Source organism: Ruegeria sp. CDSC079, assembly GCF_059610505.1.
In genome coordinates, this window is record NZ_JBXWNT010000005.1 from 71,726 (window position 1) to 98,613 (window position 26,888).

General features: G+C 59.2%; 22 protein-coding genes and 1 tRNA gene. 10 read left to right on the forward strand and 13 right to left on the reverse strand.

The window, feature by feature from the left end:
- The first annotated feature begins 3 nt into the window (after nucleotides 1–3).
- From AC2FIC_RS10600 to speB, 5 genes are all read left to right on the forward strand, one after another.
- Complete coding sequence (locus AC2FIC_RS10600) at nucleotides 4–1,086, forward strand: DUF1513 domain-containing protein (RefSeq protein WP_271948192.1); 1,083 nt, start codon at nucleotides 4–6, stop codon at nucleotides 1,084–1,086.
- A 99-nt stretch (nucleotides 1,087–1,185) separates the two neighbouring features.
- Complete coding sequence (gene speA / locus AC2FIC_RS10605) at nucleotides 1,186–3,075, forward strand: biosynthetic arginine decarboxylase (protein WP_496691690.1); 1,890 nt, start codon at nucleotides 1,186–1,188, stop codon at nucleotides 3,073–3,075.
- Nucleotides 3,076–3,096: 21 nt separating this feature from the next.
- Nucleotides 3,097–4,320, forward strand: coding sequence for a saccharopine dehydrogenase family protein (locus AC2FIC_RS10610; protein ID WP_496691691.1), 1,224 nt, complete (start codon nucleotides 3,097–3,099; stop codon nucleotides 4,318–4,320).
- A gap of 86 nt (nucleotides 4,321–4,406) precedes the next feature.
- The gene (nspC, locus tag AC2FIC_RS10615) at nucleotides 4,407–5,576 is read left to right on the forward strand and encodes a carboxynorspermidine decarboxylase (protein ID WP_496691692.1); all 1,170 of its coding nucleotides are present in this window, start codon (nucleotides 4,407–4,409) and stop codon (nucleotides 5,574–5,576) included.
- Nucleotides 5,573–6,415 (forward strand): agmatinase, encoded by an 843-nt coding sequence (gene speB / locus AC2FIC_RS10620; RefSeq protein ID WP_496691693.1) that lies wholly within the window; start codon nucleotides 5,573–5,575, stop codon nucleotides 6,413–6,415. The genes nspC and speB overlap by 4 nt, the downstream gene beginning before the upstream one ends.
- Here speB and AC2FIC_RS10625 read toward each other — a convergent pair.
- The 3 genes from AC2FIC_RS10625 to AC2FIC_RS10635 all read right to left on the reverse strand — a co-directional run bounded on the left by AC2FIC_RS10625 (nucleotide 6,412) and on the right by AC2FIC_RS10635 (nucleotide 8,895).
- Nucleotides 6,412–7,002, reverse strand: a complete 591-nt coding sequence (locus AC2FIC_RS10625; RefSeq protein ID WP_496691888.1) for an HD domain-containing protein — start codon at nucleotides 7,000–7,002, stop codon at nucleotides 6,412–6,414. The two genes, speB and AC2FIC_RS10625, sit on opposite strands and share 4 nt — an antisense overlap.
- Nucleotides 7,003–7,110: 108 nt before the next feature.
- Nucleotides 7,111–8,250 (reverse strand): LPS export ABC transporter permease LptF, encoded by a 1,140-nt coding sequence (lptF, locus tag AC2FIC_RS10630; protein WP_496691694.1) that lies wholly within the window; start codon nucleotides 8,248–8,250, stop codon nucleotides 7,111–7,113.
- 162 nt (nucleotides 8,251–8,412) lie between these two features.
- On the reverse strand, nucleotides 8,413–8,895 hold the full coding sequence (locus AC2FIC_RS10635) for a MarR family winged helix-turn-helix transcriptional regulator (protein WP_496691695.1): 483 nt from the start codon (nucleotides 8,893–8,895) through the stop codon (nucleotides 8,413–8,415).
- Between the two features lie 78 nt (nucleotides 8,896–8,973).
- Between AC2FIC_RS10635 and AC2FIC_RS10640 the strand changes: the two genes are divergently transcribed.
- Nucleotides 8,974–9,855, forward strand: coding sequence for a DMT family transporter (locus AC2FIC_RS10640; protein WP_496691696.1), 882 nt, complete (start codon nucleotides 8,974–8,976; stop codon nucleotides 9,853–9,855).
- A gap of 73 nt (nucleotides 9,856–9,928) precedes the next feature.
- Nucleotides 9,929–10,948: a hypothetical protein gene (locus AC2FIC_RS10645; RefSeq protein WP_496691697.1), complete on the forward strand. Its 1,020-nt coding sequence runs from the start codon at nucleotides 9,929–9,931 to the stop codon at nucleotides 10,946–10,948.
- Nucleotides 10,949–11,093: 145 nt separating this feature from the next.
- Here AC2FIC_RS10645 and AC2FIC_RS10650 read toward each other — a convergent pair.
- A tRNA-Trp gene (locus AC2FIC_RS10650) sits at nucleotides 11,094–11,169 on the reverse strand.
- 143 nt (nucleotides 11,170–11,312) lie between these two features.
- Here AC2FIC_RS10650 and AC2FIC_RS10655 point away from each other — a divergent pair.
- Nucleotides 11,313–12,020: a lysophospholipid acyltransferase family protein gene (locus AC2FIC_RS10655; RefSeq protein WP_496691698.1), complete on the forward strand. Its 708-nt coding sequence runs from the start codon at nucleotides 11,313–11,315 to the stop codon at nucleotides 12,018–12,020.
- Here the strand turns inward: AC2FIC_RS10655 and AC2FIC_RS10660 are convergent.
- From AC2FIC_RS10660 to AC2FIC_RS10680, 5 genes are all read right to left on the reverse strand, one after another.
- The gene (locus AC2FIC_RS10660) at nucleotides 12,017–12,262 is read right to left on the reverse strand and encodes a MoaD/ThiS family protein (RefSeq protein ID WP_142635798.1); all 246 of its coding nucleotides are present in this window, start codon (nucleotides 12,260–12,262) and stop codon (nucleotides 12,017–12,019) included. The two genes, AC2FIC_RS10655 and AC2FIC_RS10660, sit on opposite strands and share 4 nt — an antisense overlap.
- Nucleotides 12,255–14,510, reverse strand: coding sequence for a xanthine dehydrogenase family protein molybdopterin-binding subunit (locus AC2FIC_RS10665; protein ID WP_496691699.1), 2,256 nt, complete (start codon nucleotides 14,508–14,510; stop codon nucleotides 12,255–12,257). Before AC2FIC_RS10665 ends, AC2FIC_RS10660 begins: the two co-directional genes overlap by 8 nt.
- On the reverse strand, nucleotides 14,510–14,989 hold the full coding sequence (locus tag AC2FIC_RS10670) for a (2Fe-2S)-binding protein (protein ID WP_142635794.1): 480 nt from the start codon (nucleotides 14,987–14,989) through the stop codon (nucleotides 14,510–14,512). Before AC2FIC_RS10670 ends, AC2FIC_RS10665 begins: the two co-directional genes overlap by 1 nt.
- Nucleotides 14,986–15,852, reverse strand: coding sequence for an FAD binding domain-containing protein (locus tag AC2FIC_RS10675; protein ID WP_496691700.1), 867 nt, complete (start codon nucleotides 15,850–15,852; stop codon nucleotides 14,986–14,988). The genes AC2FIC_RS10670 and AC2FIC_RS10675 overlap by 4 nt, the downstream gene beginning before the upstream one ends.
- Nucleotides 15,853–15,980: 128 nt before the next feature.
- A complete protein-coding gene (locus AC2FIC_RS10680) occupies nucleotides 15,981–19,193 on the reverse strand; it encodes a reductive dehalogenase (RefSeq protein WP_496691701.1) in 3,213 nt (1,070 codons plus the stop codon).
- Between the two features lie 76 nt (nucleotides 19,194–19,269).
- Between AC2FIC_RS10680 and AC2FIC_RS10685 the strand changes: the two genes are divergently transcribed.
- Nucleotides 19,270–20,175 (forward strand): LysR family transcriptional regulator, encoded by a 906-nt coding sequence (locus AC2FIC_RS10685; RefSeq protein ID WP_496691702.1) that lies wholly within the window; start codon nucleotides 19,270–19,272, stop codon nucleotides 20,173–20,175.
- Here AC2FIC_RS10685 and AC2FIC_RS10690 read toward each other — a convergent pair.
- Genes AC2FIC_RS10690 through AC2FIC_RS10705 form a run of 4 tightly spaced genes read right to left on the reverse strand, consistent with a single transcriptional unit; the run spans nucleotide 20,162 to nucleotide 25,875 of the window.
- A complete protein-coding gene (locus AC2FIC_RS10690; protein WP_496691703.1) occupies nucleotides 20,162–21,430 on the reverse strand; it encodes an NAD(P)/FAD-dependent oxidoreductase in 1,269 nt (422 codons plus the stop codon). The two genes, AC2FIC_RS10685 and AC2FIC_RS10690, sit on opposite strands and share 14 nt — an antisense overlap.
- 41 nt (nucleotides 21,431–21,471) lie before the next feature.
- The gene (locus AC2FIC_RS10695; protein ID WP_496691704.1) at nucleotides 21,472–22,506 is read right to left on the reverse strand and encodes an ACP S-malonyltransferase; all 1,035 of its coding nucleotides are present in this window, start codon (nucleotides 22,504–22,506) and stop codon (nucleotides 21,472–21,474) included.
- Nucleotides 22,503–24,695 (reverse strand): dehydrogenase E1 component subunit alpha/beta, encoded by a 2,193-nt coding sequence (locus AC2FIC_RS10700; RefSeq protein ID WP_496870163.1) that lies wholly within the window; start codon nucleotides 24,693–24,695, stop codon nucleotides 22,503–22,505. Before AC2FIC_RS10700 ends, AC2FIC_RS10695 begins: the two co-directional genes overlap by 4 nt.
- A 10-nt stretch (nucleotides 24,696–24,705) precedes the next feature.
- Nucleotides 24,706–25,875: a pyridoxal phosphate-dependent aminotransferase gene (locus tag AC2FIC_RS10705; protein WP_496691889.1), complete on the reverse strand. Its 1,170-nt coding sequence runs from the start codon at nucleotides 25,873–25,875 to the stop codon at nucleotides 24,706–24,708.
- A 98-nt stretch (nucleotides 25,876–25,973) separates the two neighbouring features.
- Between AC2FIC_RS10705 and AC2FIC_RS10710 the strand changes: the two genes are divergently transcribed.
- Nucleotides 25,974–26,867: a LysR substrate-binding domain-containing protein gene (locus AC2FIC_RS10710; protein WP_496691706.1), complete on the forward strand. Its 894-nt coding sequence runs from the start codon at nucleotides 25,974–25,976 to the stop codon at nucleotides 26,865–26,867.
- The last annotated feature ends 21 nt before the right edge of the window (nucleotides 26,868–26,888 follow it).

Consider the following 26,888-nt stretch of genomic DNA (forward strand, 5'->3'; position numbering starts at 1 on the left):
GCCATGACAAGCCGCCGTCAATTCCTTGCGGGCCTGGCTGCAGCTAGCCTTGCCCCAACACAAGGTTGGTCGACTGTCGGCGCGCCAGATTTCCTGGCGGCGGCGCTGTTTCCGGACGGCACCTATCGGCTGGCGGGCCTGAGTTCTGAAGGCGGTATCTTATTCTCTCTCCCCCTGCCGGCGCGCGGCCATGCCGCTGCGGCGCATCCGTCACGCGCGCAAGCCGTGGCTTTCGCTCGCCGCCCTGGCACCTTTGGCGTGGTGATCGATTGCAAGAGCGGAACCCAAACCGCACGGATGGATGCTCCCAAAGGCCGCCATTTCTATGGCCATGGCGTGTTTTCCCGAGATGGAACCCATCTGTTCACCACCGAGAACGACTATGAGGCCGGTGAGGGTGTGATTGGCGTCTGGGACTCGGAGGACTACACGCGGTTGGGCGAGTTTTCTTCGGGCGGGGTCGGGCCGCATGATATGCGGCTCATGCCGGATGGGGAAACTCTGATCATCGCCAATGGCGGCATTGAAACGCATCCTGAAACGGGCCGAACCAAGCTGAATCTGCCCATCATGCAACCGAGCCTAGCCTATCTGAGTCTGTCAGGCTCGGTCCTGGAACAGATCGAGCTGCCCCACACACTGCATAAAAATTCGATCCGGCACCTTGCCGTTCGATCCGACGGTCTGGTCGGGTTTGCAATGCAATGGCAGGGCAACAAGTCAAACCACCCGCCTTTGCTGGGACTGCACAAAAGAGGCGAGGCTCCGCGCCTGCTTGCAGCCCCGGAATCGGTGCAAAGTGCCTTGCAGGGTTACGCTGGCAGCATTGCTTTTGCCGGGGACGGCAAAACCATCGCCATCACCTGCCCTCGCGGCAACAGTTTGCTTCGGTTCGACAGCTTGACCGGTCAACTTAACGACACGACCCCGCTTGAGGATGTTTGCGGCCTGGGTGCCGGGCCTTCCGGTTTTGTCTTCACCACAGGCACCGGACTGGTCGGAGCGCTTACTGCCAAGGCCCGCATTTCCGCCCGGCCGGATTGTCAGTGGGATAACCATCTGGTTCCCGTTGGTCTGCCTGTATAAATTCGGAAATACCCGTCACATAGATTACACTTGGACGAATCGAATTGCTGCCGTATTGGCGGGCGCGAAGCAGGCACCCTAGGTTAAGGACAGACTTGATTGAAACAGACGCCCGACGCACCGCATTCCATCTACGGGGTTGAGAAATGGGGCAAAGACCTCATCGAGGTGACGGAAGACGGCGAAATCGGTCTGCGCAATCCCCTTGCGCCCGAGGCCGAGGCGATCAGCCTGCCCGGCATCCTGCGTGATCTGGACGATCGCGGCATCAAGGCCCCGATGATCCTGCGCGTCAGCTCCTATCTGGAGCACGAGATTGTCCATATTAACGAATGCTTTGCAGAGGCGATTGCCCGGGTTGGGTACAAAAGCAGCTATCGCGGTGTCTTTCCGATCAAGGTCAACCAACAGGCTCAGGTGGTCGACCGGATCGTCGAGTTTGGGAAGAAGTACAATTATGGCCTTGAGGCTGGCTCAAAACCGGAACTTGTGGTCGCGCTTGCCCATCGTCTGGCCAATGAGGCGCTGATCGTCTGCAACGGCGTCAAGGATGCCGAGTTTATCCAGCTGGCCATCCTCAGCCGTAAAATCGGGTTCAATACGGTGATCGTGCTGGAAAGCCCGAAAGAGGCCGACACGGTGATCGAAGTCTATAACCAACTGGGCATCGAACCGCTGATCGGCGTACGGGTTAAACTGACCAACCAGATCAGCGGGAAATGGGAAGAAAGCTCGGGCGACCGTTCCGCCTTTGGCATGAACACCGATCAACTGGTCGCCACGGTGGACAAGCTGAAGGCCGCCGGATTGCTGCACTGCCTGAAGCTGCAGCACTCGCATCTTGGATCGCAGGTGCAGGACGTCAACGACGTGCGCCGCGCCGTGGGTGAGGCCTGCCGATACTACACCGAACTGACCCGCGAAGGCGTACCGCTGACCCATCTGGACTTGGGTGGCGGCATGGGCGTGGATTACACGGGCGAAAAGAAAGCCGCCGAAAACTCGATCAACTACACGGTCGAAGAATACTGCGCCAACGTGGTCGAAACCGTGGCCTATGCCATGGATGAAGCCGAGGTCGAGCACCCCACATTGGTCACCGAAAGCGGGCGCGCTATCGTTGCGACCTCATCCATGCTAGTTTTCAACGTGCTGGAAAGCACGCTTTATGACGCGCCAGACGGCCCTGAGGTCGAGGCGGATGATCATCACTTAGTCTCGGACCTTGCCGCCGTGCACGGATACCTCTCCAGCGACCGTCTTCAGGAATGCTGGAACGACGCCACTTTTTATCGCAACGAGCTGCGCGCCCTGTTCCGCCGCGGATATATCGACCTGCGCCAGATGGCGCGCGCCGAACGCATTTATCTGTCATTGATGGCCCGCCTCAAGGCGTTGGCTGCCAGTGATGAGCTCGACACGGATGTCGACGAACAGTTGGAAAAAGTGGCTGATATCTATCACTGCAATTTCTCGCTGTTCCAATCGCTGCCCGACGTCTGGGCCATTGACCAGCTGCACCCGATCGTGCCGCTGCAGGGTCTGAACGATACGCCCGACCGCCGCGCGGTGCTGTCCGATATCACTTGCGACAGCGACGGCAAGATCGACCGGTTCATTCTGGCCGACGGTGTCTCGCCCAGCCTGCCAGTACATTCCCTGCCCGAGAATGACGAATACTTCATGGGCGTCTTCTTTGTTGGTGCTTATCAGGAAACGCTGGGCGATCTGCACAACCTGTTCGGCGACACCAACGTGGTTACCATCGACCTGCGCTCCGATGGCGGTTTCGATCTGCTGCACGAGCAAGAGGGCGACACCATTGGTCAGGTCCTGTCCTATGTCGAGTTTGATCCGGCCGACTGTGTCGCCGCCTTCCGCAAAATGGTGGACGAGGCGATCTCGACCGGTACTCTGCTGGCCAAAGACCGCAAAACCCTGATGAGCGCATATCGCGACTCGATCAATGGCTACACCTATTACGAATAACCCCCGAGAGGAGATGACCCCATGGGAACTTTGAGTGGCAAAACGCTGGTTGTCGGCGCGGGCGGCGTCTCTCACGCTGCGGTGCACAAGATGGCGATGAATTCGGATATCTTCACCGAAATCACCCTGGCCAGCCGCACCAAGTCGAAATGCGACGCCATCGCCGCAGCGGTAAAAGAACGCGTGGGTGTGGACATCGCAACTGCGGAGCTGGACGCCTACAAGGTCGCCGACACGGTCAAGCTGATCAAGGACACCGGTGCCGAAATCCTTGTGAACCTGGCCCTGCCCTATCAGGACCTCGTGCTGATGGACGCCTGTCTAGAGGCCGGCATCCACTATATCGACACCGCGAATTACGAGCCCGAGGATGAGGCCAAGTTCGAATACCATTGGCAATGGGCCTATCAGGACCGGTTCAAACAGGCGGGCCTGACCGCAGTCCTCGGCTCTGGCTTTGATCCCGGCGTGACCTCCGTCTTTGCGACGTGGCTGAGAAAACACAAGCTGGATACGATCCGCCAGATCGACGTGCTGGACGCCAATGGCGGCAGCAACGATCAGGAATTCGCCACCAACTTCAACCCCGAGATCAACCTGCGTGAGGTTCTCGCCGAGGTGCGCCACTGGGAAGGCGGCGAATGGAAACACTCCCCCGCCATGACCCATAAGGTCGAGTTCGACTTTCCCGCCATCGGCCCCAAAAACATGTACCTGATGTATCACGAGGAGCTGGAGAGCCTCTCCACCCATTTCCCCGAGATCCAGCGCGCCCGCTTCTGGATGACCTTCGGCGACGCCTATATCACCCATGCCAAAGTGCTGGAAAATGTCGGCATGACCCGCATCGACCCGGTAATGCATGACGGCAAGGAAATCATTCCGATCCAGTTCCTGAAAACCCTACTGCCTGATCCCGGCGATCTGGGTGCGGAAACGAAGGGCAAGGCCTGTATCGGCGACATCGCTACAGGTCAGGCCAAGGATGGCTCGGGCGAGAAGACCTATTACATCTACAACATCTGTGACCACGAGGAATGCTACGCCGAGGTCGGCAGCCAAGCCGTCAGCTATACCACTGGTGTCCCGGCAATGATCGGTGCCGCGCAGGTTCTCAAAGGCAACTGGGTGCAACCCGGCGTTTGGAACATGGAACAGCTCGACCCCGATGATTTCATGGACATGCTGAACGAACATGGCCTGCCGTGGCAGGTCCACGAACTGGACGGCCCGGTCGAGTTCTGATCCGCCAAGTTTCATCTGGCCCTAAATACCTCGGGGGGTCCGGGGGGCAGCGCCCCCCGCCCTCTCCAAATTCGGAGACGCCTGATATGTCCGACATGATGACCACCCAAGCAGGCGATGCCGGTGCTTTCCGCAATTTCGACCTTAGCCGCGTGCCGACCCCGTGCTTTGTGGTCGATGAGGCCGCCATCGCACGCAATCTGGCGATCCTGTCCGACGTCGGCAGCAGGTCCGGCGCGCATGTCCTCAGCGCGCTCAAAGCGTTCTCAATGTTCTCGCTTGCTCCGCTGGTCCGCCAACACCTCTGCGGCACATGTGCCAGCGGTATCTATGAGGCGCGTCTAGGCCGCGAAGAGTATGGCGGTGAGGTTGCCACTTACTGCGCCGGGTACAAAGACGCTGACATTAACGAAATCCTGTCGCTGTCCGACCACATCATCTTCAACTCACCCGCGCAAAAAGATCGGTTCCTGCCCAAAGCACAGGCAGCCGAGGTACAGGTCGGCCTGCGCATTAATCCCGAACATTCCGAAGGCGAAATCCCCAAATACGACCCCTGCGCGCCGTGTTCGCGTCTGGGCACACCGGTTAGCCAACTGAGCGCTGAAGTCATGACCGGGATCGATGGCCTGCATATGCACACTCTCTGCGAACAAGGGTTCGAGCCCTTGCGACGCACGTGGGAGGCCGTCGCACCAAAGCTCGCCCCGTTCCTGGGTCAGCTCAAATGGCTGAACTTTGGCGGTGGCCACCATATCACCCGCGACGACTATGATCGTGATGGGTTGATCGCGTTCATCAAGGCGATCCGCGAAACCCATGACGTCGACGTCTATCTTGAACCCGGCGAGGCTGTGGCACTGGATGCGGGGATTCTGGTCGGTGAAATCCTTGACCTGCCGACCAATGGCATGACCCTTGCGATCACCGACATTTCGGCCACCTGCCACATGCCGGACGTGATCGAAGCCCCCTATCGCCCGGCCCTGATGGACGAGGCCGAGGCAGGCCATACCTACCGTCTGGGCGGCCCGTCCTGTCTGGCGGGGGATGTGATCGGCGACTATACGTGGGACAAACCGCTTGAGATCGGCCAACGCTTTGCCTTCCTAGATCAGGCGCATTATTCGATGGTCAAGACCAACACCTTCAACGGTGTCCCCCTGCCCACAATCGCCCTGTGGAACAGCGAAACCGACGCGTTGAAAATTATCAAACAGTTCGGCTATGACGACTTTAAAGAGAGGCTCTCATGAGCGTTTTCCTCGACAGTGAATTGACCACATCGGAACGGACCGAAAACGCCCGGTTTCGTGTAATCCCAGTACCGTTGGAGCGCACGGTATCCTACGGCTCGGGTACAGCCGGTGGTCCGGCGGCGATCATCGAGGCCAGCAACGAGCTGGAGCGCATCACCGGCCTTGCCGAGCCTTGCACAGCGGGTATTTTCACTGAAGAACCTTTGAACTGTGACGGCCCTATGCCTGCAGTGATGGAACGCCTTGCCCTGCGCACCGAAGCCGCCATTCGCGCTGGTAAAGTACCGGTCACTCTGGGCGGTGAGCATTCTCTGAGCTACGGTGCGGTGATGGGCGTGGCCCGCGCGTTGAACCAACCGATCGGGATCGTCCAGATTGATGCGCATGCGGACCTGCGCGACACGTATCAGGGTGAAAAGCACAGCCATGCCTCGGTCATGCATCTACTGGCCGAAGAAGGCGTCCGACTGGCCCAATTCGGCGTCCGGGCCTTTTCGACCGAAGAGGCGCAGAGCCGGGTGAAGAACAACGTGTTCCACATTGATGCCGAGGAGCTGGTCACCGGTAACATCAATGCGGTCGATCTACCCAAGGATTTCCCCGAACTGGTCTATGTCAGCTTTGATGTCGACGGGCTGGACCCTTCGCAAATGCCGGCCACAGGAACACCCGTGCCCGGCGGCTTGGGCTATTATCAGGCGCTGCAACTGGTCGAGCATGCCCTTCGGGGGCGCAAATGCGTGGGGTTCGACGTGGTCGAGCTGGCCCCGGACGGCAATGCCGCCTGGGACTTTACCGCCGCACAGATCGTCTACCGTCTGATGGCCGCCTGCTAACCTTCGGCGGTTTCGTTCAACTCCATATGCCCCTCGCCGCGGCTTAGGACACGGCGCAGCATCGGCTCGAAGAACTCCAACGGTTTGGTCGGGTAATCCGGATCGAACGCCTTTTGGTCGTATTCATGGCAGAAATAGCGGCATTCCTCCCAATAAGGACTGTCGCGGTACTTGTCTCGGGCTTTGCGGTCTCCGCCCAGGTGGTGATTGTAGTAATAGCCCTGGAACACGCAGTGATGTTTGAGGATCCAATGGGTTTTCTGGCTGACATAGGGCTTCATCATCGCCGCTGACAGCTCTCCATGGTTATAGGGAGACAGGATATCGCCGGTGTCGTGGATCAGCGCTGCGACGACCAGCTCTTCTTCCGCCCCATCCTCATAGGCGCGCGTCGCGGCCTGCAGGCTGTGCTGATAGCGGTTCACGGGATAGGGCGTCCAATCCTCGTCCAGCGAACGGATCGCATCCAGTATCCTGTCCGGCAACGCGGCGTTATAGGCCTCTTCGTATTCCATGACGGCGTCCCAATCGGCCTTGGTCGCCTCTTCAAAGCTGGTCCAGGTGGGTTTGTGGGTTTTGTCCAGCATGGTCCGGTCCTTTTGACTGATCATCCAACCGCAGCCTAACGCAGAAAACCTGAGCGAAAAAACGAATTAGCTTGGCCGAAGAACATTGCGCCGAAATGCGCCGTAACTTCAGGCTTGGGACAATGCCCGCGAGTGTTTTCTTGCGCGCACGCGCAGAAGCGGACGACCTGCAATCAAAAGAAACAGGCACGAGATCAATATGCCCATGACGGCAGGCAAATAGAGCAATAGCCACAATTTCGGGTCTTCGATCACCAACGGGGACACAAAGCCACGCATACCTTCCAAAAGGACCAGAATTATGAATGCTCCAAAAATCTGTGGCCACAGGCCAAATCTGGAAAAGCTGCCCAACATAAGGGTTGCATAGCCCGCCATTGCGACCGCGATACAAATGGTGATCCATGAAAATCGCTGATGCAGCTCGTCGATCAACGCGCCCTCAGTGAACCCTTCTGCTGCCGCAATCGCAGCCCGGTCGCGCAACAGCTCTGCGGTGGGAATGGCCTCGAGGCTTCGCTCGGCCGTGTTGTCGGTACTCGTCAATTCTGAGATGTCATAGGACGCGTCCTGAAACAGTGTAGACGACAGGGTACGTCCCTGCCGGTCCTGACGCAGGGCAACCCCGTCAACCATCACCAGATGAATGCCCGAGCCGTTATTGACCAGATAAGCTGTTTGGCTGGAATAGCTGACCGGGCTGGTTTTATCCCGCCGGTCCGAAACAAAAACTTCGCGCAAAGTCCCGTCCTGATCAATCCCCCCAATATAGACGGTCACGTCACTTGCAGGATGCAGGAATTCGCCTTCATTCAATAACTGCGCTGTGACGTCACCCGCCACTTCGGCCTGCCGTTTTTCCAGTAGATCGACCGAGGCCGGGCGCAGGAAAACACTGATCGAGGCCATCATCAGACCAGCAACAAGACCGAACAGAACCACAGCGCGAGCCAGCCGCCACGGGCTGGAACCTGTGGCCAGCATCACCGTAAGCTCGCTTTCACGGCTCAGGCGGTTGGTGGCATAGACGGCCGCTGCGAACACGGCCATGGGCATCACCGTACGGATCAGCGTCGGCAAAGTAAGAGCGGTAAATTCAAGAAACACCATGGCCGATTGACCACCGCTGATGACACGGTCAAACAGGCTGACCGAGCGGGTGATCCAGAAAACCCCCACCAGAATCAGAGTGAAAAAGCCGAACAGAATCAGCAGTTGCCGCAGGAAATATCCATCGAAGCGCGACATGTATCCTCATCCGGCTACCTGAAATTCGTTTGAACAATATGCCAATCCCCTGACCGAGGAAACCGCATAGCCCAAGAATTATAGAATTTGAGCCGTGCGCACTAAAACGGCTTATGCCACATCGGAATTGGCACCCCGGTCCAGAATGCTTACCTGCCTGGATCAGTCCAGCGTTTCAGACAACGATCTGAGCAGGTGATTGAGCTGATCGCGCTGTTGCAGGGACAAACCCTGAACCAGGCGCTGCTGAGTCTCTACATGATCCGAAACGGCGGCCTCGATCGCTTTGAACCCATTTTGGGTAAGACGGATCAGGAAGCCCCGGCCATCCTCAGGGTTTTGCACTCTTTCGACCATCCCCACCTTAACCAGTTGATCGACGCGATTCGTCATTGTGCCGGACGTCACCATTGTAAGCTCCAAAAGCTCGCCAGGTGAAAGACCCTCTGGCTTGCCAGACCTTCGCAACGTGGCAAGGACATCAAAGCTGGCAGCGTTCATGTCATGAAGAGCCCAAGTATGCTCCATCGCCCTTCGCAACTGAACCGCCAACCGCGTCAGTCGACCAACGGTTTCCATCGGCCCCACATCCAGGTCGGGCCGGGCACTGTTCCACTGCGCGATAATTCGCTCCACATGATCCATGAATTCTGGCTAGCCGAACTTTATCTTGACGTCAAGATTTTGCAATATATCTTGACGTCAAGATAAAGGGGAATCGCCATGAGACACCAAACCGACATCGCCCTAACTGCTGTTGCCCCTTTGATCTGGGGTAGCACCTATTATGTTACGACCGAATTTTTGCCCGTCGGATATCCGATCACGATGGCCGCGCTGCGTGCGCTGCCTGCCGGACTGCTGCTGCTAGTTTTGTCCCGTCAACTTCCAAGGGGTCATTGGTGGGGCCGCATATTCATTCTGGGCGCGCTCAATTTCACCGTGTTCTGGACCCTGCTTTTCGTCGCGGCTTACAGGCTCCCCGGTGGGGTCGCAGCCACTGTCGGCGCGGTACAACCTCTTATTGTAGTCTTCCTGTCGGCATTTCTGCTGAACACCCCGGTTGGGCTGAGATCGGTCGGCGCAGCGCTGCTGGGGGTGTTCGGCGTCGGGTGCCTTGTCCTCGGAACAGCTATCAATCTTGATACGGTTGGCCTGATCGCTGGACTGGGTGGCGCCCTTTCGATGGGGGCAGGAACTGTCCTGACGCGCAAATGGCAACCGCCAGTGCCGCTGCTGACATTTACCGCTTGGCAACTAACCGCCGGCGGGCTGTTGCTGGTGCCGCTTGCACTGATATTTGAGCCCGCCTTACCAGCGCTTGAAACAAACAGCCTTCTCGGAATTGGATATCTGAGCGTCATCGGGGCTGCCCTGACCTATATCCTGTGGTTCCGAGGCCTCGTCCGGATCGAACCCTCTGCGGTCTCGGCACTTGGCTTTCTCAGCCCGTTATCCGCCGTATTGATTGGTTGGGTCATGCTTGGGCAAAACTTGACCTTTGTGCAGATCGCCGGTGTCTGTATCGTACTTCTGGCGGTCTGGCTGGGGCAAATGGGCAAGCGTACCGGCCGTTCGATTGTCACCATCAGAAAGCCCGCCTGAAACTCCAGGCATCGATGTACGAGTTTTGTGCTAAACTGTGTGCTGTGCAACGCCCCGGCAAGAAAGGTATCACGTGTCAAAAAGCCGAGTAAAACCGCGCTATTTTGCCATCGCCCTGCTGCCGGTATGTGTTTTCGCAATCCATAAACTGATCCAGAACCAAATGATCGCCAATGAACTGGACGTTCCAGTGAACTTTGTGTTGAGCGGTAGCTCTTGGCAAGAAGCCGTTGGTCGGTTTCGGTTTCTTGCCGCGTCCTGGTTCTTTTTATCGCTGGCCTTGTTGCCCGTGGCAGTCTTGTTCCGGACCCTGTCACGCCCGATCGAAAAAAACACCCGGATCGCGGCAATCGCGATTGTAGTCGCCATCGTGTTTCTGGCTCTCGTGCCGACCATTCAAAAGCATATGACCGACCAAAGCCCGCAGATTTACCACCAGATCGGCAAAGCCGTTTTTGAAACAGCATTGTCGCAAGGCACCTTACCGGCATGTTCCGGTTCGGAAGATAGCTGGATGTTTGGGAAATGCGGGCAGGCCCCTGTTCTTTCGCTGTTCAACCGTATTCTGGACCTGGTGAATGCAATGGCCGGCCTTGCGATCGGGTCGCTGATTGTCGGAATGATATTGTGTCTTGGTCGGCATGAATCTCAGGACATCGAAGCAACCGCAGCTGAGCTGGCGCAAAACCTGCGGCAGATGCGGCAGCAGCTCTACCTGTCCAGTCTGGTGCTGACCTTCGGCATGTTCTTTGCCGCAAGCTGGATGTACTGGCCCTTGCCCATGATCGCTGAATCAGAAAGGGCCGCCTATAGCGCATTGCTCAACGCATCGGCCTTGTTCACCGGCACATATTTTTGCTTGCTAATGCTCAGCTACTTTCTTCCCGTGGCAGTCCTTCTGGACGGAAGAATTTCTAACCTCGCTTTGGCTGCCCGAAATCAGGGCGGCACAGACCAGGCATTCGACATTGATGACTGGAGATCGTCGCATAAGCTGACAGAAGGCACAGGTGACATCATCCGCGCCGGCTTCGCCCTGACGGCCCCAATCTTGGCCGCTTTTGCCGGTGGCATATCACCGATTTTGGGTTAGACCGTGATTTGTTGAGCAACCAGAACGCGGTTTATCGCATCGGTCGAATGCTCTGCTGGTCCAAGTTGTAACAGCTAGGCTGCGCAAAGGGTCACTCGTGTCCCATTCCGCCCAAGCTGGCACAAACTTCTGGCAATGGAGAGAATGGCAGGGGCAGCAGGGTTCGAACCCGCGACCTACGGTTTTGGAGACCGTCGCTCTACCAACTGAGCTATACCCCTAAGGTCCGCCTCAAATATGCCAGCCGCGCGGCGGACTCAAGAGGCTTTTTCAGATTCCTCCTCAGTTATGCGCACGACAAACAAGTTGCGTATGGCGTTGAGTTCTATAAGACACGGTTTGATCAATATGAGGGTCACCATTAGTGAGTATCCGCAAGAAAATCGCCGATAGCGAGGCCGTCCTGAATTGGACCGCCCGCCGCATCGCGAGCTATATTCGGATGGTCAACCGCAACACCCAATGGCAACGCATCGGCTATGAAGAGCTGGACCAACTGGCCGATCAGGGCGAGCCGGTCATCGTTGTCCTTTGGCATCAGCGACTGGCACAATCACCCTATTTCTTTCCGTTGGATAAGGGGCGTATCTGCTCGATCACATCTTCGGCACGCGCTGGCAGCATGGTTGGTCGGGTGCAGAAACTGTTCGGCATGGACACCATCGCCATGACCAGCAAAAACGCCAACAACATCGCGGTGTCACGCGAAGTGATCGGCAAGATCAAGCGGGGCATTTCCATCGGTATCGCCGCTGACGGCCCGCGCGGTCCGGAACGGGTGCTGTCGACAGTGCCTCTGGTTTGGGCACGCACCTCGGGCAAGCGGGTCTTCGGTATCACTTATTCCGCCCGCCACGGCAGCGAGGCCGGTACCTGGGATCGCCTGCTGATGCCGCGCCCCTGGCGCAACAAAGGCGTGTTTCTGTGCCGGGAATGGACCGAAAATGTTCCCCGCAAGGCCAGTGAAGAAGAACTCGAGGCCCTTCGCCTCAGCCTTGAGGCGCATATGAACGACATCACCGCCGAAGCAGACAGGATGGTCGGGCGCGAACCCTGGTCTCCCCAAGGCTAACCGCCGCGCAGCCTTTGCATCAGATACACTTCGCTGCCCTCGGGGATCGGTTCGGTCAGCCCGCTGGCGATCACGCGCCCGTTGATTGAGATGGAAACCCCGGCATCAATCGGCGCCTGAAGCTGCGGATGAACCCGCGCAAGTTCCCGCAGCAGCTCGCCGGTGGTTTTGGCCTCGACCTCGACCACCTGTTGGCCCCCGGTCAAAGACCGAAGGCCGGACCACAGGTGGACCTCAACCATTGTCCTTGAGCGCCGCCAAAATGCGCGGCGGTGACATTGGCAGTTGTTTCATCCGCACACCCGCAGCGTTCGAAACCGCGTTGGCGATGGCTGCCAGCGGCGGCACGATGCCGGTCTCGCCCACGCCGCGCACCCCAAACGGGTGGCCGGGGTTGGGAACTTCGACGATCACCGTATCGATCATCGGCAAGTCGCTGGCGACCGGGATGCGATAATCGAGGAAGATCGAATTCTGCAGACGACCATCCTCGCCATAGACATATTCCTCGTTCAGCGCCCAACCGATGCCCTGCGCCGCGCCGCCCTGATACTGGCCTTCGACATAGGTCGGGTGGATCGCCTTTCCGGCGTCTTGAATGACCGTATAGCGGGTGATGCTGGTCTTGCCGGTCTCCGGGTCGACCTCGGCATCGACGATATGGGTGCCGAAGGACACGCCTGCGCCCTCGGGCGTCGCTTCGAAATGGCCCGAAATCGGACCACCGGTCGCGCCCATATCAGCGGTGATATCGGCCAACGGCATCGGATCGAAATCGCCCGCATTGGGGCCCGAGGGCACCGCGCAGCCGTTTTCCCATTTCACCGCATCCACCGGGATGCCCCACTTGGCCGCCGCCCGTTCGCTGAGCTTTTCGACCGCGTGCCGGGCCGCCTTGATCGTGGCCAGACCCGAGGCATAGGTCACGCGCGATCCGTGGCTAACGTCATTGTATCCCAGCGTCGCCGTGTCCGCGATGGTGACGCGGATATTCTCGTATGGGATGCCCAGAACCTCGGCCGCCATCAGCGCCATCGACGCGCGCGAGCCGCCGATATCGGGCGTGCCGACCATCAGCTGGGCCGAGCCGTCCTCGGACAGGGCAAGCGACACCGATGTCTCGCCGCCGTGGTTGAACCAGAATCCACAGGATATCCCACGCCCCTGCCCTGGTTTCAGTGTCGCAGAATAGTGCGGATGCGCCTTGGCGGCCTCAAGCGTTTCGACCAGACCGATGCGTTCGTAGCGCGGGCCATAGCTGGCCTTCGTACCTTCGTAGGCGGCGTTTTTCAGACGCACATCCACGGGGTCCAGACCCAGTTTCTTGCACAGCTCGTCAATCACCGACTCAACAGCAAAGGCTCCCATCGGTGCACCGGGCGCCCGGTAGGCCGCCTGTTTCGGGCGGTTGGCCATGACGTCATAGCCCACCTGCTTGACGTTAGTCAGGTTATAAGGAGCAAAGGCACACATGGCCGTCATATCACCCGGCGCGCCGGGGAAGGCCCCACCCTGCAGGCGGAACACGCCTTGCGCTGCGGTGATCGTGCCGTCTTTCTTCATCCCGATCTTGATATCCATCGACGCGGAGGCAGTCGGACCGGTGGCCCGGAATACCTCGGATCGGGTCATCACCAGCTTGACCGGCCGGTTGGCCTTGCGGCTCAGCGCCAGCGCGACCGGCTCGATGAATACGGTTGTCTTGCCACCAAAGCCGCCGCCAATCTCGGACGCCGTCACCCGCAGTTGCGATGTTTCGATCCCCAGCAAAGCCGCACAGGTTTTCTGCGCGATCCAGTGACCTTGTGTGGTGCACCACAGCTCACCCTTGCCGTCATTTCCCAGCGTCGCCAAACAGGCATGAGGTTCGATATAGCCCTGATGGGTTGCCTCGGTGACAAAGCTGTCTTCAACGACCAGATCCGCCTCGGCAAAACCTGCTTCGACATTGCCATGCCCGCTTTCGTGATAGCGCACGACGTTCGGGTGCATCCCTTCGGGCACGGAATAATCCGCCGCCCCCTCGCGTATAACCGGAGCGTCCGGGGCCATCGCTTTGTCGACATCGGTCACATGGGGCAGCACCTCATATTCGACCTCAATCAGCTTGAGTGCATCACGCGCCGACAGCGCCGAAGTTGCCGCAATAGCTGCCACCGCGTGGCCGTCATACAGGGCCTTCTCGCCTGCCATAACGTTTTCCAGCACGTTCCAGAACTCACCTTCAAGACCGGGCTTAAACGGCACCTCAGCGAAATCGTCACGGGTCACAACGGCCTTGACGTCTTTATGCGCTTGGGCCTTGGAGGTGTCGATCTTTACGATCCGCGCATGGGCATGGGGTGAGCGCAGAATAGCCCCGTGCAACATGCCCGGCGCGGTGGCGTCAGCGCCAAATTTCGCGCGCCCCGTGACCTTGTCCAGCCCGTCAGGGCGGTTCGGTCGGGTACCAACGAAAGTGAATTCAGATTTGCGATCGTCGAGTGCCATTACGAAGCCTCCCGCAGTTCAGCCGCTGTATCCATCACGGCGCGAATGATCTTGTCATACCCGGTGCAGCGACACAGGTTACCGGCCAACCAATACCGTGTCTCTTCCTCGGTCGGGTTCGGGTTCTTTTCCAGCAACGATTTGGCCGCGACCAGAATACCGGGGGTGCAGATACCGCATTGAAGAGCAGCATATTCAATCATCTTCTTCTGCAGCGGATGCAGAACGTCCCCGTCTGCAATACCTTCGACCGTCTCGATCTGTTTACCCTCTGCTTCGATCCCAAGCATCAGGCAGGAACAAACCAAACGGCCATCGACAGTTACCGAGCAGGCACCGCAATCGCCGGTGCCGCAGCCTTCTTTCGCACCGGTCAGGTTCAGCTTGTCGCGCAGACAGTCCAGCAGGGTCTCGCGTGGGTCACACAGGTATTCGACCGTGTCACCATTGACGGTGGTGGATACGTGGAACTTGCTCATGCTTGCTCTCCCTTGGCGCGGGCATAGGCGATTTTCGCGGCGCGTTTGGCCAGAACCCCGGCCACTTCGGTACGGAATGCGATCGTGCCGCGCTTGTCGTCGATCGGGTTACAGGCAGTAGATGCGGCAGCGGCAAGCGCGTCCAATGCAGCATCGTCAAGGGTGCTGCCCATGATCGCCTTGGCGCAGTCTTCGACAAGCAGAACAGTCGGAGCCACGGCACCCAGAGACACGCGGGCCTCGGTGATGGTATCCCCGTCCAGACGGAGATTCACACCTACGCCAACCACCGCAATATCCATCTCGGTCCTTGGGATGAACCGCAGATAGGCATCACCTCCGTTTTCGCCGCGTGCAGGAATATTGACCGCCGAGATCAGTTCACCCTTGGCCAAGGACGTTCTGCCGGGGCCGGTCGGAATATCTTCGACGGCAACCTCACGGATGCCACCTGGTCCGGTTACTGTCACGGTCACGCCCGCTGCCACCATGGCTGGCACCGAATCCGCCGCAGGCGAGCCATTGCACAGGTTGCCAGTCAGCGTCGCCCGCCCCTGCACCTGAGTCGATCCGATCAAATCCATCGCTTCGACCACGCCGGGCCAGTCGCGGCCCAACCCGGGATGTTCGCTCATTTCCGCACCCGTCGCCGCCACGCCCAGCGTCCAGCTGCCGTCAGCATTGCAGGTGATATCGCTTACGCCATTGATTTTCTTGATGTCTATCAATGTATCAGGCGTCACCAATTCCGAGCGCAACTGCACCAGAACATCGGTGCCACCGGCAAGAAACCGTGTAACGCCTTTTGCATTTTCTGCCAGAGCCGACGCCTCGGCAAAGCTGGCAGGGCTGTGATAATCCATGATTTTACCTCGCGCCTGTTGGTCAGGATCCACTGGGGTTCGCAGGGACGTTAGTGCAGCAACACACTGGCGTCCATGGCAAGAACGACCTATTTTTCGATCCCGAAATGTCGTTTCCAGACCTCGGATCAGAGGTCGATCTCGACCACCCCGTCCGGGTCCGCAGCACGGCTTTGGCACAGGATGATTGCGCCTTCGCGCTGCTTGTTCGACAGCACGAAATCCCTGTGCTCGATTTCACCCGAAATCACACCGCATTTACAGACGCCGCAAATTCCGTCCGAACATTTCACGTCGACCTGAATTCCGGCTTCGTTCAGCACCTGCGCCGCGTGTTTGTCAGCGGGAACCTGCAGCTCTCGCCCCGATTTGGCCAGTTTCAGCGTGAAAGAATGGTTCTCATATTCGGGCTGCTCGGGAACGGAGAAATACTCCAGATGCCGCGCCTCGTCTGGGAACCCCTGACGTTCCGCTGCCTGCATCACGCCTTCCATGTACCGATCCGGGCCGCAGGTATAGACGTGCCAACCTGCCTGATATCCCGACAGGATTGACTGTAAATCAGCGCGCGTACCTTCGTCCGAGAAATGATAGTGCACGTGATCGGCCCAGGGCATTGCGGCCAGATCGTCCAGATACCCCGCCCCGGCGCGGGTACTGGCCGAGTAATGCAGGTCAAAGGGTTTGCCCAGACTGTGCAGGCGGTGGGCAAAGGCGATCATCGGCGTGATGCCGATCCCGCCGCCCATCAGGAATGTCCTGGTGGCGGTCTCATCCAGTTCGAAATGGTTGATGGGTTTCGAGATGAAAACCTTGCGCCCTTCGGTAAAAATCCGGTGCAACAGGGCCGAGCCGCCCCGCCCCTCATCCTCGCGCAAGACACCGATCTGATAGGTCGCTGGGTTCGCCGGATTGCCGGACATTGAATATTGCCGCAGGAACTCTGGCGCGACCAGCACGTCCAGATGGGCGCCTGCGGTCCACTGAGGCAGCGGCGCGCCATCCAGCGTCGCGAACTCATATTTGGTCACATCATCCGTCATCCGGTCGACCATGCTCAGCTCGACCCGCATGACAGGGGCATCACCTGCGATCGAATAGTTGTGAACAACAGACATGTCCCCGGCGGCCTTGCGTGCCTTGTACTCCTCTGCCGTGACCATCGCTTCATAAGCTGCAATCCCGGCTTCGCGGTCCATGGCAAAAGGATAGGGCCAGGGATGCGGGGCCAGATAGGCGGGATAGACCGCCAGCGTCTGATCCTCATATTTCAGGGCAAGGTCCGTCTGCAGGTTGCGCCGGTTCAGCGGATGCTGGGTCGGGCGATACGCGCCGTCGGGCTGCAATTCGATATCCCACCACCATTTCTTGGTGTCGTTCAAGCCACCATTGCCCACCGCATCGTCCAGTTTCGCCAGCGCTGGCGCGGCTTGGGAGAAGTTCATCGCGGCCCAACGGAAGGGACGTTCCTTGAAGATGCCTTCCAGATTCCATGGGCAGGTTTTCATGCACCGCCCGCACATCGCACCACCCGATGTTGTCACCCGGTAAGTCGCGCATTTCTGGCTGTCGGACTTCCAGATTTCATAGCCGTTGAACATCAGTTTTGGCCCGGCGGTGATCGCCCCCGAGGGGCATTCTCGCGCGCATTTGTTGCAGCTTTCGCAAAAACTCTGCAGTCCGAAATCTATCGGCTTGTCATGAGCCAGAGGCATATCTGTTGTGACCGCACCGGATTTCAGACGCGGGCCCAAATAGGGGTTCAGGATGACCTCGCCAATCCGGCTGACCTCTCCCAGTCCCGACAACAGCAAAAGCGGAGGCTGCAGCACCTCGCCATCCATCACCGTATGGGCCTTTGCCTTGTACCCAAGGTTGCGGATCTGCTGTGCAACGACCCCACCCAAAAGCGAGAACCGCAGATAGGCGCGCATGGATTGGGCCACTGCAATCCAGTCGTCACCACTGGACCCTTCCATGGTCTCGTAACCCTGATCAATGATCATGCTGATGGCTTGATCATGCGGCGGCGTGATCTCTTCTCCGGCGGCATCATGTGAATACCACGCCCAATCAGGGCACCGGCTGAGACCGACGGCATCCGCACCCAGAAAATAGGTCGCGGCCTTGATATTGGCGGCGTTCCGGGCGGCATCTGTCGGCGGCGCTGTCTCGGCGCTGTCGCCATCCTGCAGCAGAACAAACGCGCCCAGCGCGCGCCGTTGCGCGAAACTGGGGGCCGCCTTGCGCACGTAATGACCTCCCTTGGCGGCGTCCTGCATGGACTTTCCCATGTCGCCGAATTGCGCCCGGGCAAACATGTCAGCCCGTTTGGGGACGCGTGCAACGTTTTCCTCGTCAATATAAGTTGTCGGCGTTTCGACACGCTTAAGCTTTTCGAAGGGATGCGCGCCGTCGACATAGCGCCGTTTGGCATAGGGGTCGCGGTTCAGCGCATTCTTGGCAAAACCCGCCCCCAACCACCATGCCGGCCCTTGTGTGCGAAACCGCGGTTGCTGGGCCATCAGGCACAGCGGGCGGTCATGGGCGATCTCCATCTCGGTCGTCACTACGGCCAGCCCGAACCGAGTCCCAAGCCAGGGGGCAACAAGCTGCCCACCTTCGACCGAGGCCAATCCTGCGGCGACCGCCAATTTGCCCAGATCAACATCCGACGACATCGCCGAATGCGCCCGCGCATCAAAACCAAGCAGGCGGATGTAGTTGGCAATAACCACCGCATTTTCGGTCGCCAACAAACAAGCGCGATGGTCCTGCGCATCCGCGATCCAATCGGCTCCGGGCTCGGACGGGTCCGGGTCACGGTTGTGTTCATATAGGAACACGATTCCATGGCGGTGGCTGTCGATTGGCTTGGGCGCAGCCTCGATACTGTCCTTCAAATCCGCCATGATGACATCAATGCCCGAGGCCAGCGTCTTGGTTTGCCGTGTCCTCAGGGCATCAGCCAGCCGGTCGATATCAGGGTTGCGGCGCGGCTCGGGCAACAGTGCTTCGGGCGGCAGTGGTCCGCACCCAATCATCGACGCATCGTTGAAATAACCAAAGGCTTTCAGATGGTTGGCGCGCGCATTCGGATCTGACGGGATATCGCCCATTGCCGGGTTCACCAACCCGTCGCGGATCGCATCCATCATCGCCTGAAACTCACCCATCGCATTGACGATGCTGTGGGGCTGATCGGGTCGGCGAAAGCTAAGATCGCCCATAGGCGTCACCTGAGACAGGTCCGGCATTGTGTCCTGCCGCGCCAACCGCTCTAGCGGGTAGCCGCCCATATGAACTGGCCTGTTCCGGTCTGAAAAGAAACGGATTCCCATAGCGTGCCTCCCCTTGCCCGTCTGACCCTTAATGCCCGGTAGACAGCAATACCATTCATACTTAATCATAAATAATATGAATAAAAATGATTTCACTGATTTGGACGGCAAAGTCCTGCGGGTCTTTCTGACAATACTCGAGGAAAGCTCGGTCTCGAAAGCAGCCGATCGGCTGGGGGTCACGCAATCGGCAATCAGCCACACGCTGTCCAAACTGCGGCAGGTGCTGGGCGATCCGTTGTTTGTACGTTCAGGTCAGGGCCTGACCCCGACCGAACGGGCCTTGTCCCTGAAGGACCCTATTCAAACGGTGCTGGACGGGATGCGTGCCTTGACCGACGGTCGCCCCTTTGACCCGTTATCCGAACAGATCGACATTCGCATCGCCACAAATGACATGCCACGCGAAGTGATATTCCCAAGGCTGTTGCGCGACACACGCGCCGAGGGTGCACGGCTACGGTTGGAGTTCATCCCATCCGGAGTTCCCGACCCGGACCTGTTGCGCAGCGACCGGTGTCAGTTGATGGTCACCCCGCTACCGCCCGATGGGCCGGACATCTACCAGAAACGGCTGTTCGAAAGCCCGCTGATGATGTTCTTCGACGCCGCCCATTGCACCCCGCCAGACAGCTGGCAGACCTATTGCGACAGCGACCATATCGAGGTGCGCTTTGCCGATGGCCGCAATGCCCGTGCCGTCATGCGGGGTGTTGATCAAAGCCAGATCAGAGCGCCGATTGTTACCCTGCCCCATTTCAACGCGATACCAGCCTTTGTGCGGGGCAGCTCGTTGATCTCGACCGATACCGCCTTGATGAGACAAGGTCCTCTGGCCGGGTTGGACTGTGCGCATTTGCCCTTCGAATGCACCCCGGTTCCGCTTTACATGGTCTGGCACCAAAGGTCGGCCAATGACCCGGCGCATCGTTGGCTGCGCAGAAGGATCGAAGCCATAGCAGCTGACATCAGCGCGCCTTGATCAAATGGGTCAGTGCAGCACCGGTTTCAAAGTAGGCGTGACGCAGGCGGGTCCAGCGTTCAGTATGTTCCGCCACAGCGGGAACTGGCAGCAACGCCGGATCCCCTGCCAAAAGGCTCTCAGCCGCCATACGGCCAAACACCGTGCCCGGCCCGATACCCCGGCCTGAATAGCCATGGATCGAAACCGCATCCGGTCCGATCCGGGTGATCTTGGGAATGTGGTCCGAGGTCATCGCAATGCGGCCATGCCATCCCTGCTGCAAGGGTTGATCCGCAAGCTGAGGATAAAGCTCTGACAGTTTGCGCTTGATCCATCCGGTATGCGCGGCGCTGCCCGCATGTTCTAGATTGCCCATTGCGCCGAGGATAAAGCGCCCGTCGTGATCCATTCGGAAAGAGGTCATAATCAGGCCGGTATCCCAACATCCTTCGGCTCCGGGAAGAATACTCGCGCGCAGGTTGTCGGACAATGGCGCAGTAGCGAATTGAAAATACGAGACAGGAACATAGGCCGGCGACGTGTCGGGCAGGTTCCGATGATACGCGTTGGTGGCCTGGATCACTGATTTGGCGCGCACCGTGGCCTGCGGGGTTTCCAACAGCCACTGGCCATCGACATGGCGCATCGTCATCACTGGGCTGTGCGTGTGAACGCGTGCCCCGGTTGCGGCAGCCGCGCGGGCCAGACCACGCACATATGCCATCGGCTGGATCGTTCCGGCGCGCGGGTCGAACAGAGCTCCACGAAAGGTGGCGCTGCCCGTGCGCTGGTACGTCTTGTCCGACGACAGCAACTCGACCGGAGCGCCTGCCTGACGCAACTGTGCATGGCGTATTTTCAAATCAGCAAGACCAGAGCCAGAATGCGCACAATGCAACGTGCCCTTGCGCATCGGCTCGCACTCGATCCCATGTGTCTGGATCACGCTGAATACTTCACTTGGGGCCGCCGCAAGGATTTCGATCAGACGCGTTCCGTCCGCATCCCCCAGATGGGCGCAAATGTCAGCAGGGCGCACCCAGAGTCCGGCATTGACCAGCCCCACATTGCGCCCGGATCCCCCATGCCCGATCTCCTGTGCCTCCAAGACACAGACCGAGGCTCCGGCCCGTGCGGCCGTCAAAGCCGCGGAACAGCCAGTATAACCGCCGCCGATCACCGCAAGGTCCACAGACAAATCGCTGGTCAGCGGGGCGCTCTCCACATGCTCGCGGCAGGTGTTTAGCCAAAGGGATTGATCGTAGTCGCTCAATGCGGGCTCCTTGCGGTGTCAAAAACCATTAGGACGCGGGATCAGGTCATCGCAAGAGCCCTTTGATCCTCACGCCCCATCGCGATCAGGAAAGGCCGCGCCTTTTGCTGCGACTGAAACGCTGCCCGATCGCACATCCCCTGCCACCCGGCCAGAACCAGCGATTGCGCAACGGCACCGCCCAAAGTCGCTCCGGGGCCTGTCACGATGAACAGGTCAGGCGCGAATTCGCGCGCGGCGGTCTGGATTGCGCGGGTGAAGTCATAGGCCGCGGTCACCTGATGTCCCAGGGTGTAATCCCACAGTGCCTGCGTGTCCGTCGCACCCGGCCACCAGATTTTGCCACGCCCGTCGATCAGAGGCCGGTCAGGCTGTTTGAACAGCTCCGCACCAAGTTGCGTGCGCCCTTCCGCAGCCACCGGAGCTTGAAGGTGGGTGTGAAATGCGGCGTGATTTGCCAACCTCATGGGGAACCTGTCTTGCACACTCGGCCACGATGCCTCGAACGCTCGCAAGCCCTCTTCGTTGCCCGCCAAAACCAGCATTCCACCCAGATCAATCGACAATGCCAGAACCTGACCGTCCTGCGCGTTGATCCGCGCCACATCGGCCAGCAATTCAGCCTTACGCTGTGGGTCATCCGCCCAGCTATTGTCTGTGAATGGGTATACGAGCTGCCCACCAATTAGGTGGTCCTGCATCAACGTCCCCATTGTATTCACCACACGAAAGCCATCCTCAGGCGACACCGCGCCTCCGGCGGCGAGGGCGATGTACCAGCCCATCGAGTTGCCGGTGACAGCCACCACTTCAATGTCATCGGCCAGCACCTGAGCATCAGCCAAAGAGGCCGCATAAATCAGGGGTGAGGCCACATCACCGCGCGAGTACTTACTGACCGTGAACCGATCAGCACCGTCCAGCGCCGTGACTGCCGCTTGCCCCGCATTGGCGCGGATGGCGTCAAACCCGCCAATCATCTGCATCCGGTTTGCGTGATGACGGTGCAAATACCCCAGCTCGGCCTTGTTATAGGTGCCCCGACCCGGGCAGATCACAACGGCGGTACGGGTCATGAGCGGTTTCCAGTCAGATTGAGCGCAGCGGCGACAATATTATCCTTTGACGGCAATGGCGCAGCATATGCAGGCCCGGTCGCGATAAAGCTGTCTTCTGCCACTACCCGGGCGATTGGGGTGTCGGGGCTTTCTTCGACGAAGAAAGTTGTCAGCGCCTCTGACTGGCTTCCGGTCCGGCGGCATTCGTCAACGACCAGAATATGCGCACAGGTTTTGCTGGCCTCGCGCAACGCTTCTGCAGGTAATGGAGCCAACCATCGCATGTCGATAATCCGGGTTCGGATCCCTGCGGCCTCAAGTTCGGGCAAGGCTTGCCGCGACAGGTAGTGGCCGTTGCCATAGGTCACAATCGCCAGATCGGTGCCGTCCCCCTGTACCCCGACCTCGCCCAGGCGGATGCTGCGATCCGGCGAAGGATAGGTCGTCATCCATCCGGCATCCTGCGCCTGATGAAGGTCGCGCATCGGATAAAGCGCAATGGGTTCCAAGAATGCCACGACGCGTTGTTCTTCGCGCGCCAGCCTTACGCATTCTCGAAGCATCTGCACCGCGTCCGAACCGGTCGAGGGGCAGGCAATGATCACACCAGGAATATCGCGCAGAACGGCCAGAGAGTTATCGTTATGGAAATGCCCCCCGAAACCCTTCTGATATCCCAGCCCGGCGATCCGCAGGACCATCGGATTGGTAAATTGCCCGTTCGAGAAAAAGGGCAAGGTCGCGGCCTCGCCCCTGATCTGGTCCTCGGCATTGTGGAGATAGGCCAGAAACTGAATTTCAGGGATCGGGACAAAGCCGTTATGCCCCATACCGATGGCCAGCCCCAGAATGGACTGTTCGTCCAACAGCGTGTCGATCACCCGATCCGGGCCGAACCGCTGTTGCAGCTTTTGGGTCACGCCATAGACGCCACCCTTGCGTCCCACATCTTCGCCCATACACACGATCTCGGCGTGTTCCAGCATCAGATCGGTCAGTGCCCAGTTGATCAGACGACTCATCGGCTGGGGATCGTCCATCGCGCGCATGTCGCCGCCAAAAGCGGCTGCACGGGCCTCGGCCCCCGGACCATTGGTGGGTTTGCAGGTGCGTTTTGGTGGGATCAAGCTGGCCATGACTTCGGACGCGGTGGTCAGATGCGGGCGGGTCACGGCCTCTGCCGCGATCCTGTCGGTGCGGGCGCAGGTATCCTGATATATCTTCAGCGCCTGATCCGACGATAGCGCCCCGGCCTGTTCCAACAGCCGCACCGAATGCAGCAGCGGATCATTTGCCTCATCAGCTTCGACTTCGGATTTCGCCATATAGGTCGTCGGGACGTCCGCCCCCGCATGGCCATAAAGCCGAACGGTTCTTAGATGCAGGAAAGCCGGTTTGCGCCGAGTGCGCACGTATTCCGCTGCCTCTTTCGCAACCGCATAGGTTTCGAAAATATCCAAACCGTTGGCCTGAAAATATTTGATCCCCGGCCGGTGCTGCATCGACGCTTGAACCCATCCCTTTGGCGTTCTGACCGAGATACCGATCCCATTATCCTCACAGACGAACAACAGGGGCAAAGGGGTCGACTGTACGCTGGTCCACCCCGCCGTATTGATCGCCCCCTGCGCAGTCGAGTGGTTGGCCGATGCGTCCCCGAAGGAACACATGGCGATCCCGTCGGCGGGCAGTTCGCGATGGTCGGGCGGGTGCCGCCGTGCCGCGCCAAGCGAATAGGCCGCACCCACAGCTTTGGGCAGATGACTGGCGATGGTCGAGGTCTGCGGCGGGATCATCAGCGCCTTTGAGCCCAGTACCTTGTGCCGACCACCCGAGATCGGGTCCTCTTTCGAGCAGGCGAAACTCAGCAACATATCCCAAGCGATTTGCTGACCCGGCACCTGCTCGGAACGCGCGACCTGAAACGCGGCATCTCGGTAGTGCAAAAACGCGATGTCCGTGGGCCGCAGCGCGTGGGCGACAGCCGCCATGCCCTCATGCCCGGAAGAGCCGATGGTATAGAACCCCTGCCCCGCCTTCTGCATTGCGCGGCTGGTACGGTCCAGTGCCCGGCTGAGAACCTGAGACCGGTACAGCGACACCGCATCGGCGTTGCTTAATCCCGGTCGCGGTGCGGCGCCGTCAGGCAGGTGGTGCTGCGCCACACGTGTCAGGAAATTCTCATGAACGATCTGAGCGCGATCCATGGCGGCCCCTCTACTTCAATCTGGCGGTTGCATCCGCAATGCGCCGCAACCCTTCTTGCAGGCTTTCGGTGCCATAGGCAAAAGAAAGCCGCAGATGGCCCGGCAAACCAAAGGCACGCCCCGGCACCAGTGCCACCCCGACTTCGTCCAGCAGATACCGGCAGAATTCGTGATCGACTGGCATTTCAGCCGGTGTTTTGGGAAAGACATAGAACGCGCCATCCGGAACGGCACACTCCAGACCCGCGGCATTCAACCCAGCAACCACAAGATCACGGCGCGCCCGCATCGCCTGCAGGCGTTCGCCCAAAAGCGTTTGCGGCCCGGTAATCGCAGCCAATGCTGCCGCCTGCGCGATGGAACATGCGCCTGATGTAATCTGCCCCTGAACAGCGGTCATCGCCTTGATCAAGGGTGATGGCCCGATTCCCCAACCGATCCGCCACCCGGTCATCGAATAGGCCTTGGAAACTCCATTTACGGTCAGCACTCTATCCGCCAGATGCGGCACGGCCTGAACAAATGGCGTGAAGGGAACATAGGTCAGGTGTTGGTAAATCTCATCCGAGATCACCCAAACATTGGGATGCCTGTCCAAAACACGACCCAGAGCCTGCAGTTCCGATTCAGTATAGACCGCGCCGGTCGGGTTTGAGGGCGTGTTCAGCAAAAGCCAGCGAGTGCGCGGCGTAATTGCGGCCTCAAGCTGTGCTAGGGTCAGCTTGAACCCCTGAGAAACCGGACAGTCCAGCACAACCGGAATACCGCCGGACAGCCTGACCATATCCGCATAGCTGGTCCAGAACGGCGCCGCGATAATAACTTCATCCCCGGGATCGAGCGTGGCCATCAGCGCCCCGGACAAAACCTGTTTAGCACCGGTCGAGACGATCACGTTTTCCGGCCGGACACTGGCCCCGACGGCGATAGCCGCCCGGAGGTCCGGCGCTCCTGCCGTCGCCGGGTACCGTGTTTGCCCGGCCAGCGCCGCTTGATGGGCCGCTTCGACCACATGTTCAGGGGTCGGAAAATCAGGCTCGCCGGTACTGAGCGCGACCACATCGACACCCTGCGCCTTAAGGCGCGCAGCCTGCTCAGAGATCTGAACAATCTCTGACAACTCAATCCCGCGCAGCCTGTCTGCACGCCTAAAACTATCTGCTGCGATTTCCCTGGACACTGCCAACGTCTCTCTTGACCAAAATATTCATTTGGTATCGGGCTGGCGGGCCCTAAAAGCCAGTGATATTCCATCCGAAAGGTATGAGGAATTATCATATGATCGCCCCCCGTCGTTTTCTGCCGTCTATCCCCTCTCTGCTGGCACTCGAGGCCGTTGACCGCCTTGGCAGTGCTTCAGCGGCAGCGGAAGAGCTTTCGCTGACCCAAAGCGCCATCAGCCGACAGCTCAAGTCGATGGAGGAACAGCTGGGCATCGAACTGATCCAGCGAACCCAGATGCGGCTGCAGCTTACCCCGGCGGCAAAAGAATACGTTCAGGTCGCGCGCAAAAGCTTGCACCAACTGGCGCAGGCCTCCCTAAAACTCAGAGCCAATCCGACCGGAGGATCGCTGAACCTGTCGATCCTGCCGGCGTTTGGGATGCATTGGCTGGCGCCGCGTCTTCAGGACTTTGCTCGCCGACATCCCGAGGTGACCGTCAATCTGAACACCCGGCTTCGCCCCTTCGATTTCGAAACGGAACATTTCGACGCCGCCATTCATTTCGGGCGTCGAGATTGGCACGGCGTCAACTACCTGCCGATCATGCGTGAAAATGTTGTACCGGTTTGCGCTCCGGAAATTCTGCCCGAAAACCCGGAACAGATTGACTGGCTAATGAATGCCCCGCTGCTGCACCTGGAAACGCGCCCTGATGCCTGGGAGCAATGGTTTGCCGCACAAGGGCTTGTGGCATCAGGGCTTGGCGGCATGTTGTTCGACCAATTCTCGACCATGGGACAAGCCACAATTCATGGGCTTGGGGTGGCGCTGCTGCCCAGCTATCTGGTCGAAGACGACCTGAAAACCGGGCGACTCGTTCCCGCCTGGAAAGGCCCGGGCGTCAGTCTGGGCGATTTCTTTCTGGTCTGGCCGCAATCCCGGGTGGCATCCGAGCCGCTGAAGTCGTTCTGTTCTTGGCTGCAAGGCCAAGTCGACCAAATCTCGTGACCGGGCCATTCCGACCACCCT

Bases quoted from the DNA above. Each gene is read 5' to 3' on its own strand.
- AC2FIC_RS10600 (WP_271948192.1), top strand. From the start codon at position 4: ATGACAAGCCGCCGTCAATTCCTTGCGGGCCTGGCTGCAGCTAGCCTT.
- AC2FIC_RS10610 (WP_496691691.1), top strand. From the start codon at position 3,097: ATGGGAACTTTGAGTGGCAAAACGCTGGTTGTCGGCGCGGGCGGCGTC.
- nspC (WP_496691692.1), top strand. From the start codon at position 4,407: ATGTCCGACATGATGACCACCCAAGCAGGCGATGCCGGTGCTTTCCGC.
- speB (WP_496691693.1), top strand. From the start codon at position 5,573: ATGAGCGTTTTCCTCGACAGTGAATTGACCACATCGGAACGGACCGAA.
- AC2FIC_RS10625 (WP_496691888.1), bottom strand. From the start codon at position 7,002: ATGCTGGACAAAACCCACAAACCCACCTGGACCAGCTTTGAAGAGGCG.
- lptF (WP_496691694.1), bottom strand. From the start codon at position 8,250: ATGTCGCGCTTCGATGGATATTTCCTGCGGCAACTGCTGATTCTGTTC.
- AC2FIC_RS10635 (WP_496691695.1), bottom strand. From the start codon at position 8,895: ATGGATCATGTGGAGCGAATTATCGCGCAGTGGAACAGTGCCCGGCCC.
- AC2FIC_RS10640 (WP_496691696.1), top strand. From the start codon at position 8,974: ATGAGACACCAAACCGACATCGCCCTAACTGCTGTTGCCCCTTTGATC.
- AC2FIC_RS10660 (WP_142635798.1), bottom strand. From the start codon at position 12,262: ATGGTTGAGGTCCACCTGTGGTCCGGCCTTCGGTCTTTGACCGGGGGC.
- AC2FIC_RS10665 (WP_496691699.1), bottom strand. From the start codon at position 14,510: ATGGCACTCGACGATCGCAAATCTGAATTCACTTTCGTTGGTACCCGA.
- AC2FIC_RS10670 (WP_142635794.1), bottom strand. From the start codon at position 14,989: ATGAGCAAGTTCCACGTATCCACCACCGTCAATGGTGACACGGTCGAA.
- AC2FIC_RS10675 (WP_496691700.1), bottom strand. From the start codon at position 15,852: ATGGATTATCACAGCCCTGCCAGCTTTGCCGAGGCGTCGGCTCTGGCA.
- AC2FIC_RS10680 (WP_496691701.1), bottom strand. From the start codon at position 19,193: ATGGGAATCCGTTTCTTTTCAGACCGGAACAGGCCAGTTCATATGGGC.
- AC2FIC_RS10685 (WP_496691702.1), top strand. From the start codon at position 19,270: ATGAATAAAAATGATTTCACTGATTTGGACGGCAAAGTCCTGCGGGTC.
- AC2FIC_RS10695 (WP_496691704.1), bottom strand. From the start codon at position 22,506: ATGACCCGTACCGCCGTTGTGATCTGCCCGGGTCGGGGCACCTATAAC.
- AC2FIC_RS10700 (WP_496870163.1), bottom strand. From the start codon at position 24,695: ATGGATCGCGCTCAGATCGTTCATGAGAATTTCCTGACACGTGTGGCG.
- AC2FIC_RS10710 (WP_496691706.1), top strand. From the start codon at position 25,974: ATGATCGCCCCCCGTCGTTTTCTGCCGTCTATCCCCTCTCTGCTGGCA.